The organism is Ignavibacteriales bacterium, assembly GCA_016214905.1.
In the GTDB taxonomy this organism is placed as follows: domain Bacteria; phylum Bacteroidota; class Ignavibacteria; order UBA10030; family SZUA-254; genus PNNN01.
In genome coordinates this window covers 37,160-54,373 of sequence record JACRMQ010000009.1, presented here as the reverse complement: position 1 = coordinate 54,373, position 17,214 = coordinate 37,160, and the positions used below count along the sequence as shown (strand labels likewise).

The 17,214-nt window shown below is 41.6% G+C and carries 10 protein-coding genes; 2 read left to right on the top strand and 8 right to left on the bottom strand.

Annotated features, from left to right (window positions below):
- Positions 1–7: 7 nt before the first annotated feature.
- The 7 genes from HZB59_13705 to sprA form a co-directional block, all read right to left on the bottom strand.
- Positions 8–1,879, bottom strand: a complete 1,872-nt coding sequence (locus HZB59_13705; GenBank protein MBI5022485.1) for an outer membrane beta-barrel protein — start codon at positions 1,877–1,879, stop codon at positions 8–10.
- A 6-nt stretch (positions 1,880–1,885) separates the two neighbouring features.
- Positions 1,886–2,716 (bottom strand): energy transducer TonB, encoded by an 831-nt coding sequence (locus HZB59_13700; GenBank protein MBI5022484.1) that lies wholly within the window; start codon positions 2,714–2,716, stop codon positions 1,886–1,888.
- A gap of 77 nt (positions 2,717–2,793) precedes the next feature.
- Entirely contained in the window at positions 2,794–3,639 is an 846-nt protein-coding gene (locus HZB59_13695) for an acetyl-CoA carboxylase carboxyltransferase subunit beta (GenBank protein MBI5022483.1), read from the bottom strand.
- Positions 3,639–4,361 (bottom strand): tRNA (adenosine(37)-N6)-threonylcarbamoyltransferase complex dimerization subunit type 1 TsaB, encoded by a 723-nt coding sequence (tsaB, locus tag HZB59_13690; GenBank protein MBI5022482.1) that lies wholly within the window; start codon positions 4,359–4,361, stop codon positions 3,639–3,641. Before tsaB ends, HZB59_13695 begins: the two co-directional genes overlap by 1 nt.
- Positions 4,358–4,792 (bottom strand): tRNA (adenosine(37)-N6)-threonylcarbamoyltransferase complex ATPase subunit type 1 TsaE, encoded by a 435-nt coding sequence (gene tsaE, locus HZB59_13685; GenBank protein MBI5022481.1) that lies wholly within the window; start codon positions 4,790–4,792, stop codon positions 4,358–4,360. Before tsaE ends, tsaB begins: the two co-directional genes overlap by 4 nt.
- The gene (locus HZB59_13680) at positions 4,789–6,348 is read right to left on the bottom strand and encodes a bifunctional response regulator/alkaline phosphatase family protein (protein MBI5022480.1); all 1,560 of its coding nucleotides are present in this window, start codon (positions 6,346–6,348) and stop codon (positions 4,789–4,791) included. The genes tsaE and HZB59_13680 overlap by 4 nt, the downstream gene beginning before the upstream one ends.
- Positions 6,349–6,429: 81 nt before the next feature.
- Complete coding sequence (gene sprA, locus HZB59_13675) at positions 6,430–13,407, bottom strand: cell surface protein SprA (GenBank protein ID MBI5022479.1); 6,978 nt, start codon at positions 13,405–13,407, stop codon at positions 6,430–6,432.
- A 391-nt stretch (positions 13,408–13,798) separates the two neighbouring features.
- Between sprA and HZB59_13670 the strand changes: the two genes are divergently transcribed.
- Both HZB59_13670 and HZB59_13665 read left to right on the top strand, forming a co-directional pair.
- A complete protein-coding gene (locus tag HZB59_13670; protein MBI5022478.1) occupies positions 13,799–15,190 on the top strand; it encodes an LptF/LptG family permease in 1,392 nt (463 codons plus the stop codon).
- On the top strand, positions 15,187–16,272 hold the full coding sequence (locus HZB59_13665; GenBank protein MBI5022477.1) for an LptF/LptG family permease: 1,086 nt from the start codon (positions 15,187–15,189) through the stop codon (positions 16,270–16,272). The genes HZB59_13670 and HZB59_13665 overlap by 4 nt, the downstream gene beginning before the upstream one ends.
- A gap of 41 nt (positions 16,273–16,313) precedes the next feature.
- On the opposite strand, the gene HZB59_13660 is transcribed toward HZB59_13665, so the two are convergent.
- Positions 16,314–17,213: a hypothetical protein gene (locus tag HZB59_13660; GenBank protein ID MBI5022476.1), complete on the bottom strand. Its 900-nt coding sequence runs from the start codon at positions 17,211–17,213 to the stop codon at positions 16,314–16,316.
- Position 17,214: the final 1 nt, after the last annotated feature.

The following is a 17,214-nucleotide window of genomic DNA, read 5'->3' as shown; positions in this document are numbered from 1 at the left end:
AAAAGAATCAATCCGGAACGATATCAATTATAACGGTTCTGTTGTAGAACCGCTCTTCAGGATGATTGTTGTTAAACGGTGCCCGGCGAACATCTTCTCCGAAACCGTATGTATCGAATTTAACTTTACTCTTCCTTACCTTCGCCAATCCTTGTCCGATAATGTTCATCGTCTCTTGAGCACGGCCCTGAGATAATTGAAGGTTGTGACTTTCTTCTCCGATAATATCGGTATGACCGTGAATAATAACACTGCTTCCGTCAGGAATTAAAGGGATAACTTGCTGGGTGAGAAATCTTTCATAAGTCGCGACGGTTTTTGATTGATCAAATTCGAACAGAATACTGAATCGGAAACCGGGAGCTTCTTCGGGTTCATCCGACCTGAGAAGTTTCATGGTCTCTTCTTTCCGCACTACTTGTCCATCGCTTGTTAATCCTTCCAGGGTAACTTTATATTGTCCTCTTACTTTAGATCCCATGATCACATTCCCCGGCACACGTTCCTGGTGAGAGGTAAACGGACCGAATTTAGTGACTTTGCTGTTTTCATCGGTGAGAACCACTGACCATGACGCGAAATAATCCTCAGCATTGGCGACCGAGAATAAAACATCGCTGTCCAGCGGTTCTTCCTGTAAAGATATTATTTGCACCGGCTCAAGTAGTTCGGATGATGATGAAGATATTTCTACACGGCGATCTTCGGGAACAACTAATCCTAATTCGCGCGTTGCACCGGGCAGAACAGACGGTGTATTCGGCTTCATTGAACCTTTAATTGTAATTCGATTTTCATTTATTCCAAAAACTTGAACCAGATACCGGCGCACAGAATAAGCCAGTTCTTCAGCACTTGTAACACCCTGTTCCGACGAACCTATTAAAGTTATTCTTGTGTCGGGATATTTTCGCAACCGATCTCCAAGGATATTGAGGATGTTATGGTAAACGGTTAATTGCCGGCGTGATCTTCCGGTTAAATCTTTAGGTTCAGGTTGAAGCAATTGTTCTTCCTTGAATTGATTTGCCTGTTCCGGTTCCAACCTGATATATCGTTCCGGAATAACAGCCGACCCTGCATCGAAAAATATATAATTTCGTAATGGAAAAGTTTCCTGGACACGCCGTTCATTCGGAATTATTTTCGGAGCCCGGACTGAAAATTGCACTTCACGCTCAACTTTTGATTTTATTTCACTCGTGTTGCCGAATTTAACAGCCACCCCGAGACGCAATGTTGTAAGCGACCAATCAATATCCGAGCTTGGTCCCTGACCGAAATGCAATGCAAGAAATGGCGATGCAATTACCTGCCACGGGTTCTCATACCTGGTGAGTAAAAAATCGTAACCTGCGCCAAGCTGACCGCCTATCGTTGTTCCGCGAATATTTGTAAAATCTCCCTCAGTTGTGTTGCCGGGAGTTTTCTTCAACGAAAAAGATTTTGCAACATTAAATCCGATACGTGGTCCGCCGAAGAAATATAACGGATAGTCAAAGGGGGAAAACCGAACACTTGGCTCTAAGCTAAGATAGTTCATCGACGTTCCGAGTGAAATATTACCTGATGTATCTCTGATATCATTAAAGTCTCCTCCTCTTCCATCAAATCCAAATTGCAGCATTCCACCCCATACGGGATCCGGTCGATACTCGATCAATGGAGCAAGATATAATCCTGTTCCCGATCCTTTAGTGAATGATGAAGTAAAGTCGTTCAATTCGTTTATTTTATGGAAATCGCTGCTGTAGAAATTGAAATTCATTCCAACCGAACCGCCGAACCACCACTCCGGTTGGATGCGCTTTATATCCTGAGCATTGATCGATAAGAATGAAAATAAAGTGACTAATAATAACGCTCGAAATTTCATCATTTGTTTTTACTCCTTTTGCAATACAAATTTAAATGTTATTTTTCCAACCTGTACTTTTTGCTCGATCTGAGACGGAAGCGGATCGAATCGCCATGTTTGAAGCGCGGCAATCGCTGCCCGTTCCAACAACTCATCACTTTTCATAACCGGTACTACATTAGAAACCGTTCCATCAGATAAAACAGAAAACTCCAAACGCACGGGCATTTCTTTATCTGTGCCGGATGGGTACTTCGGTAATCTTCCGCTTAATAACCGACGAGAACCATTCCCACCCCAATCGATCGAATACCCTTGACCTGCACCTATACCTCCTCCGCTTCCGCCGCCCGCACCTCCGCCTGAACCAGGACCTACTCCGCGTCGAAGCCAGCGCGTTGGCATATTTTCAGCAAGAACAGGTTTACTCTTTTTCTTTTTTGAAGTAATCGGCTTTGGTACTTCTTTTACCGGAACCGGAATTGCTTTTTCAAGATCGTTGTAAACATGAATACGCAAAAGCGTAAATTGATGATTAGGCATATCATCTTGCTTTCCATTTCGGCCTGATTCGCCTTGAGGTCCAAATTGGATGGCGTCATCTTCAGCGCCTTCTCCACCGCCGCCACCGCTTCCGCCAAACTGCATTTCTTCTGATAATCCGATTTTGTTTACCTGATAATTTTGATAAAACATCAAACCAATTATTGCCATCAGATGCAAAGATATGCTGATGAACGCGGCAATAAATCTTATTCTTTTATGCTCTGTATCGAAATAGTTTGATCGTTGCGCCTTTATTTGTATCTCGCTTTCAGTTTTATCGGTAAAAATTTTATTGCGTAAAAAACCTTTCAATCAAACAAATATCCTTTGCGATTGGTACGGTAATCGTTCTTCGATTGTTGCAACAGCCAATTGATAAATCCAAGCATTTACGATTTCCAAATAAGCTTTAATATTTTTGAAATGGTCTCCTTCATCTCTTTCCGATGGACAACCACATCCACAAATCCGTGTTCTAACTGAAACTCGGATCGCTGGAATCCGGGAGGTAAATCTTTTCCGATGGTTTGGCGGATAACACGCGGACCGGCAAAACCGATTAGTGCGCCCGGTTCGGCAATATTTAAATCTCCCAACATGGCGAAGCTCGCGGTTACGCCACCTGTTGTTGGATCTGTCAATATAGAGATGAACGGAATACCGTCATCGGAAAGTTGCGCTAACTTCGCGCTCGTTTTAGCCAACTGCATCAGTGAGTAAGCAGCTTCCATCATCCGCGCCCCACCGCTCGAAGAAACGATAATGAGTGGAGATTTATCTTTGCGTGCTTTATCGATAGCCCGCGCCACCTTCTCTCCTACAACCGCACCCATGCTGCCGCCGATAAAGCTGAAATCCATCACACCAACAACAACATCTTGTTGATCAATTTTCCCCGACCCGGTTCGTACAGCATCGAACAATTCCGTTTTCTTGATCGAATCTTTTACACGTTCTTTGTAACTTTTTGAATCTTTAAAATTCAACGGGTCTTTAGATTTCATCTTCCGGTCCAGCTCTTTGAATGTTCCTTCATCGAGCAGAAACTGGATATATTCTTTGCTTCCAATCCGGAAATGGTAGTTACATTTTATGCAGGTGTAGAATTGTTGTTCGAGTTGTTTTTTGTGGATTATTTCACCGCAGCCATCGCACTTCGTCCACATTCCATCCGGAATATCTTTCCTCTGAATGTCGGTGCTTATACTTGCTTTTGAGCGTCGAAACCATGCCATTACGATTGAACCTTAGGTTGTTGAACAATTGTGTAGAACTCTTTTACGTATAGTGGTTCTAATAAATCAATTTTTTCATATTCCCTGCGTTTGAGTTTTTCTATTCCAAGTAATGCAACTCCAACCGCACTTGCGCCGCTCGATCCGGGGGATGGAATAATATAAGCAGATGCATCTTTTGATTCAACTTTTTCAATATATTTTTTAAATTTCTCGGTTCCGTCTCCGGTAACCAATACCGTTCTTCCGGTGGATGATAATTCGAAGATCCGGTTCAATGAAAACGCGGCGGGCGGAATCACCTCGCTCAATCCTCCTGCCGATATATCATACAATGCCGCATAAACTTCATCACGCCGCGCATCTATTAAAGATAAGATGCTTTCTGCGTTACCGGTCTTTCTTTTTCTGTAAAATTCATAAGCGAATGCTTTTAATGTACTAACTGCCACTAACGGCTTCCCGGAGGCAAATGATAATCCTTTTGCAACACTTAATCCTATCCGTAATCCGGTGAACGATCCGGGACCAATCGATACGGCAATTCCATCTAGATCGGAAAGATCGCAATTTGCTTCTCGTAAACATTCATCGATAATTGGTACTAACTTCTCGGAATGGATTTGAGGTGTTGATAATGATCTCTCCGAAAGGATTGCCGATTCATCAATCACTGCCGCAGCGCACAAGTTTGTTGCCGTCTCAATACTTAGCAATTTCATTCCGGCTTCACTTCATTTATTATGATTATCCGTTCATTCTCATCTTTTCCTAAAGAGAAAGTCATATCGATTCGTTGATCCGGTAAGATTTCTTTTACCCTATTAGCCCACTCAATCAGGCATACTCCTCCTGCTTGAACATATTCTTCAAAACCGATTTCCTGAAGTTCTGCTGCTGAATTAATTCGGTAGAAATCGAAATGAAATATTTTCAAAGACCGACCCTGATATTCATTCACGATCGTAAACGTAGGACTTGCCACATGTTCCGTTACTCCCAATCCTTCGCAAACACCTTTTATGAATCGTGTTTTTCCAGCACCTAAATCGCCTGAAAGCGCCACAACGGTTCTGCTACGGATTAATTCGGAAAATTCTTTGCCCGCAGAAATTGTCTCCAACTCTGAGTGCGTTGTTAATTGACGATTCATTGCTTTGGTTTCATTTTGATGACCGGTAATATCATTTCTTCCATTGAAATACCGCCGTGCTGGAAGCTATCTTTGTATTTATTCAAGTATTGATGATAGTCGGTTGGATAGACAAAATAATAATCTTCTTTCGCGATAATGTAATTGATAGTTACACTTCTTTTGGGCAGTTTGTATTCCAAAGGATTTTTAATAAACATTGCGTGATGACTATCTACTTTAAGGTTTCTGCCGAATTTGTAACGAAGGTTAGTCGACGCCTCCCGATCGCCGATTACTTTCACTCCACGCATACTTCTGATACTGCCGTGATCGGTGGTGAGAATTACAGTAACATTTTTTTGTCGGGATAATGTTCTAAGCATAGAAAACAGCGTTGAATGCGTAAACCACGATGCAGTCAAAGAACGATATGCCGATTCATCGGGCGCAATTTCTTTTAGCAGTTGAGAATCGGATCTGCCGTGAGCTAACATATCTACAAAATTCACCACAATCGATGTGAGCCGGTTCTTTGTATAAGAATTAATATTTTGCTCGATGCTTCTCCCAAACTCCGCGTCAAGAATTTTCACGTACTTTGATTCGGGCTTGAGTTGGATTTTGCGCCTTTCTAAAAGATTATCTAAAAATCTATGTTCAAACCTATTTCTGCTGTTATCATCGTCTTCCCATTCTTCCCAGATTTCCGGGAAACGTAATTCAATCTCCGAAGGCCAGGTGCCGCTGAAGATTGCATTGCGTGAATATGGTGTTGCAGTCGGTAAGATTGAATAATAGAAATCGCGCGATATGTCGAAAAATTCTCTAAGCGCTGTTTCCATCACCATCCACTGATCAAGACGCAAACAATCGATAACGAAGAAAAATACTGACCTATTCGTATCACGCAATTCCGGAATCAGGTAACGCTCTACAACATCCACCGATAATACCGGACGCTTTTGTTGCTCGAGCCAATTACGATAATTTCGTTCGATGAATTTTGAAAACGCTCCGTTGCACTCGCGAAATTGATCGGTTAAAGTTTGTTTTAATCCTAAACCCGGGTGTTGATCCAGTTCCATCGACCAATCTACGAGTTTCGTATAAATCTCTGTCCACTGAGAAAAAGTAAGATTATCGCTAAGGGCGAGAGATATAGAATTGAACTCTTTTATATAATCGCGCGAAACAGTGGCGCCCGCTATCTTTTTCCCTTCTAAAAATTTCTTTACCGCGAGTAAAACCTGACTTGGATTAACGGGTTTCGTAAGGTAATCGCTTATCTTCCCGCCGATCGCTTCCTCCATCAGTCCTTCGCTTTCGTTTTTAGTGATCATAATTACAGGCAACTCTGGACGTAAATCTTTTATTTTCGATAACGTTTCCAAGCCACCCATGCCTGCCATCATTTCATCAAGAAAAACCAAATCGAACGGTTTGGTTTTTACGAGCGAAACTGCATCTTCACCATTTGTTGCAGTTTCAACGGAGTATCCTTTTTCGGAAAGTAATAGTATATGAGAACGTAATAATTCGATCTCATCATCGACCCAGAGTAACCGACCTTTTATAGCAGTTTGTGTGTTCACGAAACACCTCAATAATTAAAATAGCAGAAAGTAAAATTAGAAACAACCAAAGTACAAATAGTATCAAATAGAGATATGGATATCGATTCCTGCTTCATTAGTGGTTGATCCGAAAATTAACGAGCCGCTTGCATCGGGCTGTGTGCTTGTATATCTGTAAAATATTGCGGCTGTAACCCGGCTGCTTAAAACGTATCTGATGCGCGGCTCCATAAGTGTACGTGTACTGCCGTCTTGAGGTTGCCCGTCCGGATTTATAGAAAGTTCTTCGGGTTTGTATTGACGGCGTGAGTTCTTCGTGCGCGAGTATGTCATAGTTATATCTACATCGTTTGAAAGATTTAAACCAAATAACGGTATAGAAAATCCGCGCCGCGAATAGGTTAATGAAAGAGAAATTTCCTGCGCCAATGTTGAAACGATATTCGGTCTGGTTGATGATAGATTCAAATCGTACGACGTGTTTGAGTTATATTTGAAATTGCCAGATAAATTTCCTTTCAGCAATTGCTTGAAAGTCATATTCATTCCGGCTAACGGTGTGAATCCATAATTAATACGCTCGCCGTTAGTTTCTTGCTCTCCGCTCGAAGTGCTTCTGTAATCTTTGCGGAATCCAGATGTGTAAGCATGTTCAAAAGACAATCTGTCGAGAAACGATGTTAATCCTACGCTTTTTTCTATACCATCCCAGCGGAATGTCCAGTTAGGACGCGGCACGTATGGACCGATAATCTTCGAGAGGAAAGGCAGCGCTTCCATTCCGTTTTCAAAAGCTTTGGAAATAGCTTCTCTTGTCTTAACCGCTTTATCCTGATCTGATGTTTTATCGCTTGCCATAATTTCGTCATATTTCTTTCCGACATTTTCCATATTGCTTTTGAACACCTTGAAGAAAAGCACCGATGGAATCGATAAAAATGATCTTTCTACACTTCCGGTTATGACAGGTTGTTTATAAGTTGGATTACCAAGAGCATCGGTTTCCAAAGTTGTTGAACGGTTGTATTGCCAGCTCACTTTCCAGTTTAAATCAATAGATGCGCCTGTCCAAAGCTGGCGGTTTGTTCGCAAAGTAATATTATTTCCTTGTGAAAAATTATCTGATAAAACAGCATTTGCGGCTCGCAGACCTTTATTAACTTTCCAACCTAAGAATGGAAAACTGGAACGCGGCTCAAATTGCAATGTTCCATGCGGATCGTTGATTAGACCGAGTTGGAAAATGCGGGATGGTCCGTAATCGACGCGAGAACCCTGGAATGGCATTCTGCCCCAGAAATTCTTGAAACCGGTTGCGCCAAGAACTCCACTATGCTTCGATCCGTTCGACTGTGAATACCCAATAGAAATCGATTCAAAATCGAGTAAAGGAATTTTAATGAAATATTTTGCAATCATTCCTGCTTGTGAGAGCAGTTTCGCCGTGTTACTTTCACCGGGCTCTTTTACAGCCGGCTCGGTTTTTTGTTTTGCGGAATCGGGTACAGCACCTGCTTTGTCTTTTTCCAATTTAGGTTTTTGCTCTACAGGTCGTTGTGGTTGCGAGGCTTTATCGGCAAAAGCGAACCATGGATCGGTAAGTGCTTTCAGGCGGAATGTAAAAGATAAACTCAAACTGTTATCGTAGCCGGCACCTTTTCCTATATCACCTTTCTGGAATGAATTTGTCCAGCTGTAATTTACGGAATAACTCGCGTTCAAATCAAAGTACTTCGGAATATCGAGAATATTCGGAAGCTTGGGTTTAAACGCTATAGAAAATTTTTGTCCGTATCTGCTGTCGCGTCCGCCGAAAAGAAGATTTTTAAGAATAGTCTTAAAATCTCTTCCCACAGAATCATTATCGAGGTACTGGAGATTTCTATCGACCGATAATCCGTAGTCGCCCGAAATATTTGCAATACCACCCTCAGTGAATTTCCAGCCGAATCCGAATCCTTTACCCGCATTGAAGCTGCGTGTATCGCGGATAGCGCTTCCTTTAGCGCGTGGAAATTCCAAATTACGAGATCTGCTTCCGCCGGTGTTCGCAGATATGCTTGTGATAGGAATGAAATATAATTTCCAATCTTTGTAGTCCTCGAGTAAATAAATTCCAGCAAAAAGTTTTTTAAAGGGCTGGATATAGAAATTAGTCGGCAACGAAACTGCGTAATTCAAGCGCAGAGACCATTGCCAGTTTTGCTTCGAGATAAAAGCAGGATCACGGTCGCGACCCGTACTGTAATTAAACCCAATACCTAATTTACTTATCGTCTCACGAACGTACCATGCGTCGACGGGCGGGGCGATCTTAAAGTTGGAGATAGCGTAATTATCGCGGACCTGCAGCGATTGCGATTGTGTTAGAACATTTTTTGCAGCATCAGGATTTTCAGACGATTCCGCCGCACGATTCGCCGCTTCTGCCACTACAATATCGGTGTTCGGCAGATACTTTGGCTTGATCAGATTTTCTGTATGAGAATACGAGAATGGAATCGAGGTTCCCGCCTGAGTCCATTCGGATGGTAAAAATTTATCGAGAGTGATATTGGCGTTCACCGCCCAATTAATTTTGGTAGTCTGATCACCGAATCGTTGATCGAGCCCGTGGAACGACGGATCTGTTTGACCGTAATTGAAATTTACCTGAGCAAGATCGGCAAGTTTCAATTGTGTATCGAATCGATACGCGATACCGGGGGCATCATCAACATCTACTAGGCGCAATTCATTCACCCAGACCTGACCATGAAGATATGGTTTACCGATATTTCTGACGCCGATGCTAATCTCAACTATTTTTCTGAGAGATGGATTGCCTTTCACACCATAGGTTCGCGTTTTATCACCGGGAATAATTGGAATTCTATATACACCTTTGAATGTATCGGGTTTTGAAGCTTTAACAGATGTTAACTCTGAAAAATTAATATCGACGTTGTTCTTCGGCACACTCCAACCTTTGTATATCGGCTGGCGATATTCATAATAGTTCATCGTATCGGAACCAAATCGCACATATAATTCTGCGTCGTAACCGGGATTAGGTACACCCTCCGGATCGTAGGTGGTAGATACGATATCATCGAACTGAGGATCGCCATGAACGAACATCTTCATCGCCTTGTAATTAAACAGATCGAGTGGGCGCGAGGTGAATTGTTTCCGTACATCGCGATAAACACCTTTTGGAAGACTGTCGATTAATAACGCGAGCGATTGTTCGTTTGCCTCGATAACCTGATTCGGGTCGGTGCGATCTTTTTCACGTTGAATACCTAATTGATACCACTCCTGAGCGTATTGCTGGTTATCTTCCACATTTACAACCGACGCTTTCATACGTGTGTCGTTTGCAATTCGTTGCTCCCATTGATTACCAACCAGATTTATTTCAGCAAAACGCAATGATGCCGGCTCTGAAAGACCGGAGACCCAAAAACGAATATACTGAACCGTTCGTAGAATCGATTGCGGATCGGTTCCGCCAACAATGTTACCGGAGTCAATTAATGGAATTCGGAATTGAAACCATCTTTCATTTCCTCCTCCAACAAGATAAGGGTTCGATCTCAGTATACCCAAAGAATCGTAATATACAGTATCAAGAGGGAGCTCATACTCTATATATTGATCCGCCCCATCTAAACTCCCGTTACCGCTTAAATCTTCTGTGTTAGGCAGAAGTCCGGTGGGATCTGTCTCGTTTTTATCGGTACCATTGAATTTTCTTAAATTGGTTCCATCACCGTATGGTTGATAATTATCGCTGCTTGGGTCACCGGGATCTACATCGGGATCACCCGAATTAGATGCAAGAAAATTGGCATACGTGCTTTGCTCCTGTGCGTCGTTTAACATATCTATACCGATATCTTCACCTTGATTTCGGATACCGTTTAAGTTTGCATCTTCGGTATTCAATACTCGGTTTGGTATTACATCTTCGCTAATCCGACCAAGATCTATATATAAACGTCCTCTCCGCAAATCATCCATATTAGATGAAGTATCCTTCATCCAAATTTCAAGATATTCTATATTTTGATCCAATAAACCGGATGCGATTGAACCGACGTAACGCATTATCCCATTCCAATTCTTTCTACGCTCTATGGAATTGCTTCGGTTTAATGTTGAATCAAGATTGGGTGAATAATTATATGCAGATCTATGATTCGGATCGAAATCAAAATTTAAAACCGTAACCTGATTTTGACCCGCACGGGTTTTACGGTTGGGCCAAATATCTTCTGAATATACATCTGTCGGTAAACGGTTATACCATGCCGCTTGTGCACGCTTGAATGATTTTTCTTCATTCGATAATCCGATCAGAGATGAAGCTTTTTCCGGAGCGCTAGACATCGTCCAGGCGGAATACATTATCGGCATCGGTATTGTTCTACGGGCGCCCTCAAAATCATCAACGAAAGCGATAGCTGCACCATTATCACCTGCGATTGTGCTTTTTTTCGTATTAGGATCAGGTATCATATACGCAGCTTCACCTGCGAATCTTATGGTAGACATTTCTCTAGTTCTAAAAAACGGCAGAGCGTCAAGCACATCTGTTAGCAACGGCAGATTTGCAGAGGTAGACGCGTCCACACCTATCATAGTATTATTAGTTGGTTCTTCACCTATACGAACTTTATCGCTCAAAGTTTGTTGATTCAAATTTAATAGTGTAAATCCGATATTTGTACCCGGATAAGTTGCAATCTCACCGCGAACACCCATTAAAGTTTTCGAAGCTATTTGAAACAGATCATTTTGTTCAAATTTAACCTGTACGTTCGCGTTAGGAAGCATCGCATCGCCATTTAGAATATTCACTTCACCCGTGATGTAATCGACCGTGTAATCGACTTTGGGGGTTAGCACTTTACCGTTAAGAAGAACCTGAACACTACCTTCAACGATATTGAACCCTAAACTATACCTGCTTTTTTGATCACCGACGGCTTTAACTTTTATGTAATACTTATTTCTTTCAGCATTCCTTTGCGCTGCTTCAGCCGTGGTATCATAAATATCACTGAATAGAAGCGAGTCTGGAACCAACTGTCCAATCTGCCTGAAATATCGGACGATGGTTGAATCAAATGGCCGGAGATGCGGGAAGATTACTTCACCAAGCTTAGGATCGATTGTAATACCTTGAAGAAAATCAAATTTATTATCAGGATTCGGCGCATTATCTCCATCGTACCTATCCAATCCTAATACCTGCAACAAGTTCTTTCCTTCAATCTGATCCTGATCTGCACCTCCACCATCCGAATTCCGCCAGAGAGTTAAATCGAAACCTTCTTTTTTTAAGTTCGTGGCTTTAACCGAATAGAAATTCTTCAACAACAGTTTCCAAGCTGGGTCCCAGCTAAAATTAGTAAATAATGATTTGGGCTTAACTAATTTCATGTACATTGTTGTATCGTCATCGACAATATTCCCGCCAAACTCTTCACCACTTGCTGTAGAGTAAGTCACAGCGATTGCCTGCTGGGCATCATCAACATTTGATATCATGGTGATATATCCGCTATACGGATCGAATGTATAGTCTTTATCGATAACCAATTTGATGAAGTTACCTCCTTCAAAACGACCGGAATTTTTAGATAAATTTTCAATATCGTTTTGTGTATACCGTTTATTGCGCTCATGCGGAGGTAAATCGATATACGCGAAACCTGTTCTTACCAATCCATCACGTTGAGCGGCATTGTTCATACTGCTTATCCAAACATCAAGAAGTGTTATACGGTTTTGTTCATTTTCCGGAGTTAAAACCGGTGGAAATTCTTTATGTAGATTTTCAAAAAGATCCTGATATAAAGTATCGACGAAGAAATGCCGTCTGCTATATTCGTGCAGTTTAATTATGTTTTCTGTTGAAGTTGCTCCACCCGAAACGCTGATCTCCTTCGTCTGCCCTTTCTTTTGAGATAGAAGAGTTGTGAGTGTTAACGGACCCGTTTGTAATTTTGCCTTTATGCCGAAAAGCGCCTGCCCTCCACCTACAAGAGAAGGTGTTTGCATTGAAACGTTGCCGGCTTCTATGCTTTGAATTATTTCATCCTCAAAACCTGTATATTTAATTTTTAACTGGTTTTCATATTCGAACGTACGCTGTGTGTTCCAATCGGCATTTATGCTGAGTTTCTTTCCAATCGTTCCGCCGACAGTTATTTGAACCGTTTGGTTAAAATCCGGCTCATTTCTCGACCGGTCTAAAGTTGATATAGTGGTTTGATCCGATTTTGTGTTTCGGAACGCACCTCTGATATCGACACTTCCGCCGATGCGCAAATTAATCTCATTACCACCGAAAATGTTCGTTAGCGGATTTGCCGGAACGGGAATGGAAATATTTGTCAGCGAGCTTAGTATCCCGGACAAATCATCCTTCTCCTGTTTCAGCGTGTATTGCCCGGCAATCGATCGCCAGCCGTTTAGTTTTTCATGCTCGATACGTTGTTGAATATATTCCGAGAGCCGCATCGTAAGCGGGACTTTTACATCTAATCCGTTCACAGATTCTTTTATGGTAACAATCTCACCGGTTGAATCGATCTGGAATTCCCGTTTGTACGCGGGTGATTTGGTATCGAGATAAAGCGAATATTTTGGTCGAGGGAAAAATTCAACCATCGGCACATCCTGCCTCTTGTGCACCCATTGCGTAACGCGCGCGGTTGAATCTTTAAACTCTTTCCATGCTTCGGTATCTTCTTTATATAACGTGTCTTTGAATGCAGTTGATGTGTCCTCCATGGCTTTCATCCATTCCTGTATCCTTTTTGCTGAATCAGAAATTTGGATTTTTGGACGAACCTCAGGTTTTTCTTGTAAGGTATCGGGAATTTGTTTCGGTTTCGTTGTATCGGATATTACGGATGAATCTTTGGGTAGAGCCGATGGCGGTGGAACTTGCGAGTACGCAACGAGGCAAAATTGTAGCAAAGCGAATATAATAATCCAAACACGATATATAATTCGCGGGGGAAACAATGATTGACGGCGTGATTGTTTGCTTAAAAGAGCCACGTTGTTAATTCGATCCTGTATGTTTCTACGTTTAGCAGATGTTGCCTGCAAAAAATAATTTCTATAACAACACCTATCTTACTATTAACCTGTTACCAAGAACCGATACCAACGACTCCTTTCGCATTCGTAAGCGATTAAAACCAATAATGATAAATAATTACATAGAAAATGTAGGAAAAAGTCGACTTAATTGCAAGGATAATTTGATAAATGCCCGAAATAAATCATAATAACCGATTTTTAGAAGATATCTCAATACGGATCAGGATTGGAAAGATGTTTTTCAACCAATTGCACTATTTTGCCTGATTCTACAGGCTTTGAAAAATATCAATAGATCTTCCCTTTGGAAAATCTATTGCCAGCCACTATATTAAGAATCGAGGATATGAAACTATACTATCACATATTGAAAGCACATCTCGGACCGTTCATTTTCGCCTTCCTGACTTTAATGTTTATCTTTTTGCTTCAATTTTTGATGCGTGCAATTGAACAATTAGTCGGCAAAGGATTAAGTCCGGTTGTAATCGGAGAACTGTTGATGCTGAGTCTATCGTGGATGGTTGTTCTTGCCGCACCAATGGCTGTGCTGGTTGCATCTTTGATGGCTTTCGGAAAATTGTCTTCCCAGAACGAGATTACCGCCATGAAGGCAAGCGGAATGAGCTTGTATAAAATGATCGCGCCGGTACTTATCGGATCTTTATTGTTAACTATATTTCTGATAGAATTCAACAATAAAATTCTTCCCGAAGCCAATCATCGCTTCAAGATTTTGATGATCGATATCCGCAGGACAAAACCGACTCTCACAATTCAATCAGGATTATTTTCACAGGATGTCCCTGGGTACAGCATTCTTGCACGAAAAACTTTCGAACAATCGAACAATCTGGAAGGCATCACGATTTACGATTACACAGATCCTTCAACAAATGTTGTCGTGACGGCGGAGAAAGGTAAAGTTTCGTTTACACCAGATTACAGAAAACTTGTCATGGATTTATACGATGGCGAAATTAATCAACTGGGATCTGGTGATAAGTCACCATACCAGCGAATGCGCTTCGACAGACACCGCATAATCATGGATGCCGAAGGATTCGAGTTTGAAAGATCGAGTATGGGGGCGTTCGATAGAAGTGATCGAGAAATGAGCTCCGATGAAATGAAAAAGATTGTCGATAGTCTTACCAACGCGAATATATATCTTGAACGCGAAACGATGATCGGCGATAATCATCCCACATCCTCATTATTGGATTCACGAAAGTTATCAACGTCTGTGACACCCGATCAACAACATCAACGCGCTCTTACACTCGCACTCAACAAAGTGCGTAATGTTAGAATGCAAATCTCGAATCAGTTATCTCTCATCGAATATAACAACCGGAGAATCGATGAATATCTCGTCGAGATATATAAAAAATATTCTATCCCGGCAGCATGCATAGTGTTCGTTCTAATAGGTGCACCGCTCGGTATAATCGCGCGGAAAGGTACGTTTGGCGTTGCAGCAACGTTCAGTCTGGGATTTTTTATCATATACTGGGCGATGCTTATTGGCGGCGAAAAATTAGCAGACCGCAACCTGCTCAGTCCTTGGTTAGGAATGTGGATGGCAAACATTATCCTCTTCATACTTGGTGTTTATCTCACAATTCGTACCGGACGTGAAACACCCGCGATTAATTGGGCGGCGCTGCGGAAATATTCTCCAAAATTTTTACGCACTTCGCAAATTGACGAATCGGAATCTTTCGATAGAACATGACAAAACTTGATCGATACGTACTGCACCAATTTATTGTCACCTGGGCATTCTCACTGTTGGCAATTACCGTTATCTTTGTCGCAGTTAATTTGATGGATAACCTCGATGATTTCATAGATGCTAACGCTTCTGTTTGGATGGTCGTTCAATACTATTTATTTTTTGTACCTGAGATCATTAAACTGATGACACCTGTTGCCACACTGCTTAGTTCGCTTTTCACAACGGGCCGGATGTCGACTTATAATGAATTAACAGCTTTAAAATCGGGAGGAGTATCTCTTTTTCGATTCATGGCACCTATGCTGGTTTTCGCTGTATTAATCAGCGGTGTTTCTATTTATTTTAACGGTTGGATTGTTCCTTACGCTAATAAGAAAAAAGTTGAATTAGGGAGAAGATATTTTCAAAAAGATATACGCTTCGTATCAAAAAGCAATATATATATTCAAGATTCAAAAGACAGGATATTATCGATCGGGATGTTTGATGACACTCGAAATGTTGCAATGCGTGTCAGCATTCAGGATTTTGATCCGGTGGATCCCACTATGCTGCGTGTACGGTACGACGCGGATGAAATGTGCTGGAACGATAGCACAAAACGATGGCATCTTGTAAATGGCTCGGAACGTAAATTCTACAACGCGACTGAAAATCTTTTTCAGTTCAAAATATTCGATATCGGTGTACTAAATTTCACCCCCGATGATATCAAGAAAAAACAAGAAAAGCCGGAAGAAATGAATTACCCCGATCTTAAGCATTTTATCACAAATCAACAACGCGCAGGTCACGAGGTTTCCCGCTGGATGGTTGATTATTACGGTAAAATCGCATTCCCTTTCGCAAGCGTTATTGTTGTTCTGTTCGGAATTCCATTCTCCTCCGTCAAACGCAGAAGCGGACTTGGAGTTGAGTTCGGAATCGCAATCGGAATTTCATTTATGTATATGATTTTCCTGCAGGTAAGTCAGGCATTCGGATACAACGGAGATTTGCATCCTCTGTTGACGGCATGGCTTGCTAATATTGTTTTCTTGCTCGCCGGATTATTTGTCCTTTTCAAAGTACCCAAGTAATTTCGATTGACTATCACCAGTTAATCGAAATTATTCCAAATTTAAAAAGTAAATTTTAAATGAGCTTCGGCTGTTGGAACCACGCCATAAATAGTCGGCTGCATTTTTAATTGCACATCTGCATGTAAAACATTGTTATAATGCGATGCTGTAAGATAAGCATCGAATGCGCTTACGATATGATTGACGATTATTACCGATATGAACATATCGGAAATTTTATAATACTTATCGGCTTTATTGAATTCCACGCCATAATAATAAAACTGATCGCTCGGGGTAAGGTGGTCGGGTTCGTACGGATCTTCAGTGTCCCACCCTTTGCTGAATTGTTTATACTTCCCGATCAATTCGAAATATTGCTGCTCACCGTACAAAGGTAATCGATGCGTAAAGCTTGCGATCTCTCCTTCCAAACTGTTTAACTCCATCCAACTCAAACAATCGAACGGCGGCTTCTCGGAAGATGTTGGCGGACGATAATACAAATGATATTGTGATGTATCCAACCCGGGCGCTAATGAACCGATGTTTCTCCAAACCCATTCAGCGTAGCGAACGGGACTGTAATGCTCGTTAGCGTAGTTTTTAAACCACTCGGTTTGTTTATTTCCTTTGCTGTTATAAACACCGGCAACAATCCATGATGCAACTTCGACACCGAGGAATATTCCACCTTTTGTATAACTTTCTGCGTAAATCTCACCCGCACCCGGTACCAGCAACGACATCGCGGCAGCAAGCCATGGAGATATTTCTTCCCTGTTTGAAAAATTATCTTGCTGCAAGGCAATTTTATCTTGATTAAGAGTTAAAAACTTGCCGGGAGTGCCCCAAAAATCAACTTGCCGGTTTCCGGTTACATAAAATGAATCGCTTTGCTGTGAAACAGCGATTGATATGAAGATGATGTTGAATATTATGAAAGCGATATTCCGCATT

Excerpts from the sequence above, each read along its gene's own strand:
- HZB59_13705 (MBI5022485.1), bottom strand. The coding sequence starts at position 1,879 with ATGATGAAATTTCGAGCGTTATTATTAGTCACTTTATTTTCATTCTTA.
- HZB59_13695 (MBI5022483.1), bottom strand. The coding sequence starts at position 3,639 with ATGGCATGGTTTCGACGCTCAAAAGCAAGTATAAGCACCGACATTCAG.
- tsaB (MBI5022482.1), bottom strand. The coding sequence starts at position 4,361 with ATGAAATTGCTAAGTATTGAGACGGCAACAAACTTGTGCGCTGCGGCA.
- tsaE (MBI5022481.1), bottom strand. The coding sequence starts at position 4,792 with ATGAATCGTCAATTAACAACGCACTCAGAGTTGGAGACAATTTCTGCG.
- HZB59_13670 (MBI5022478.1), top strand. The coding sequence starts at position 13,799 with ATGAAACTATACTATCACATATTGAAAGCACATCTCGGACCGTTCATT.
- HZB59_13665 (MBI5022477.1), top strand. The coding sequence starts at position 15,187 with ATGACAAAACTTGATCGATACGTACTGCACCAATTTATTGTCACCTGG.
- HZB59_13660 (MBI5022476.1), bottom strand. The coding sequence starts at position 17,213 with ATGCGGAATATCGCTTTCATAATATTCAACATCATCTTCATATCAATC.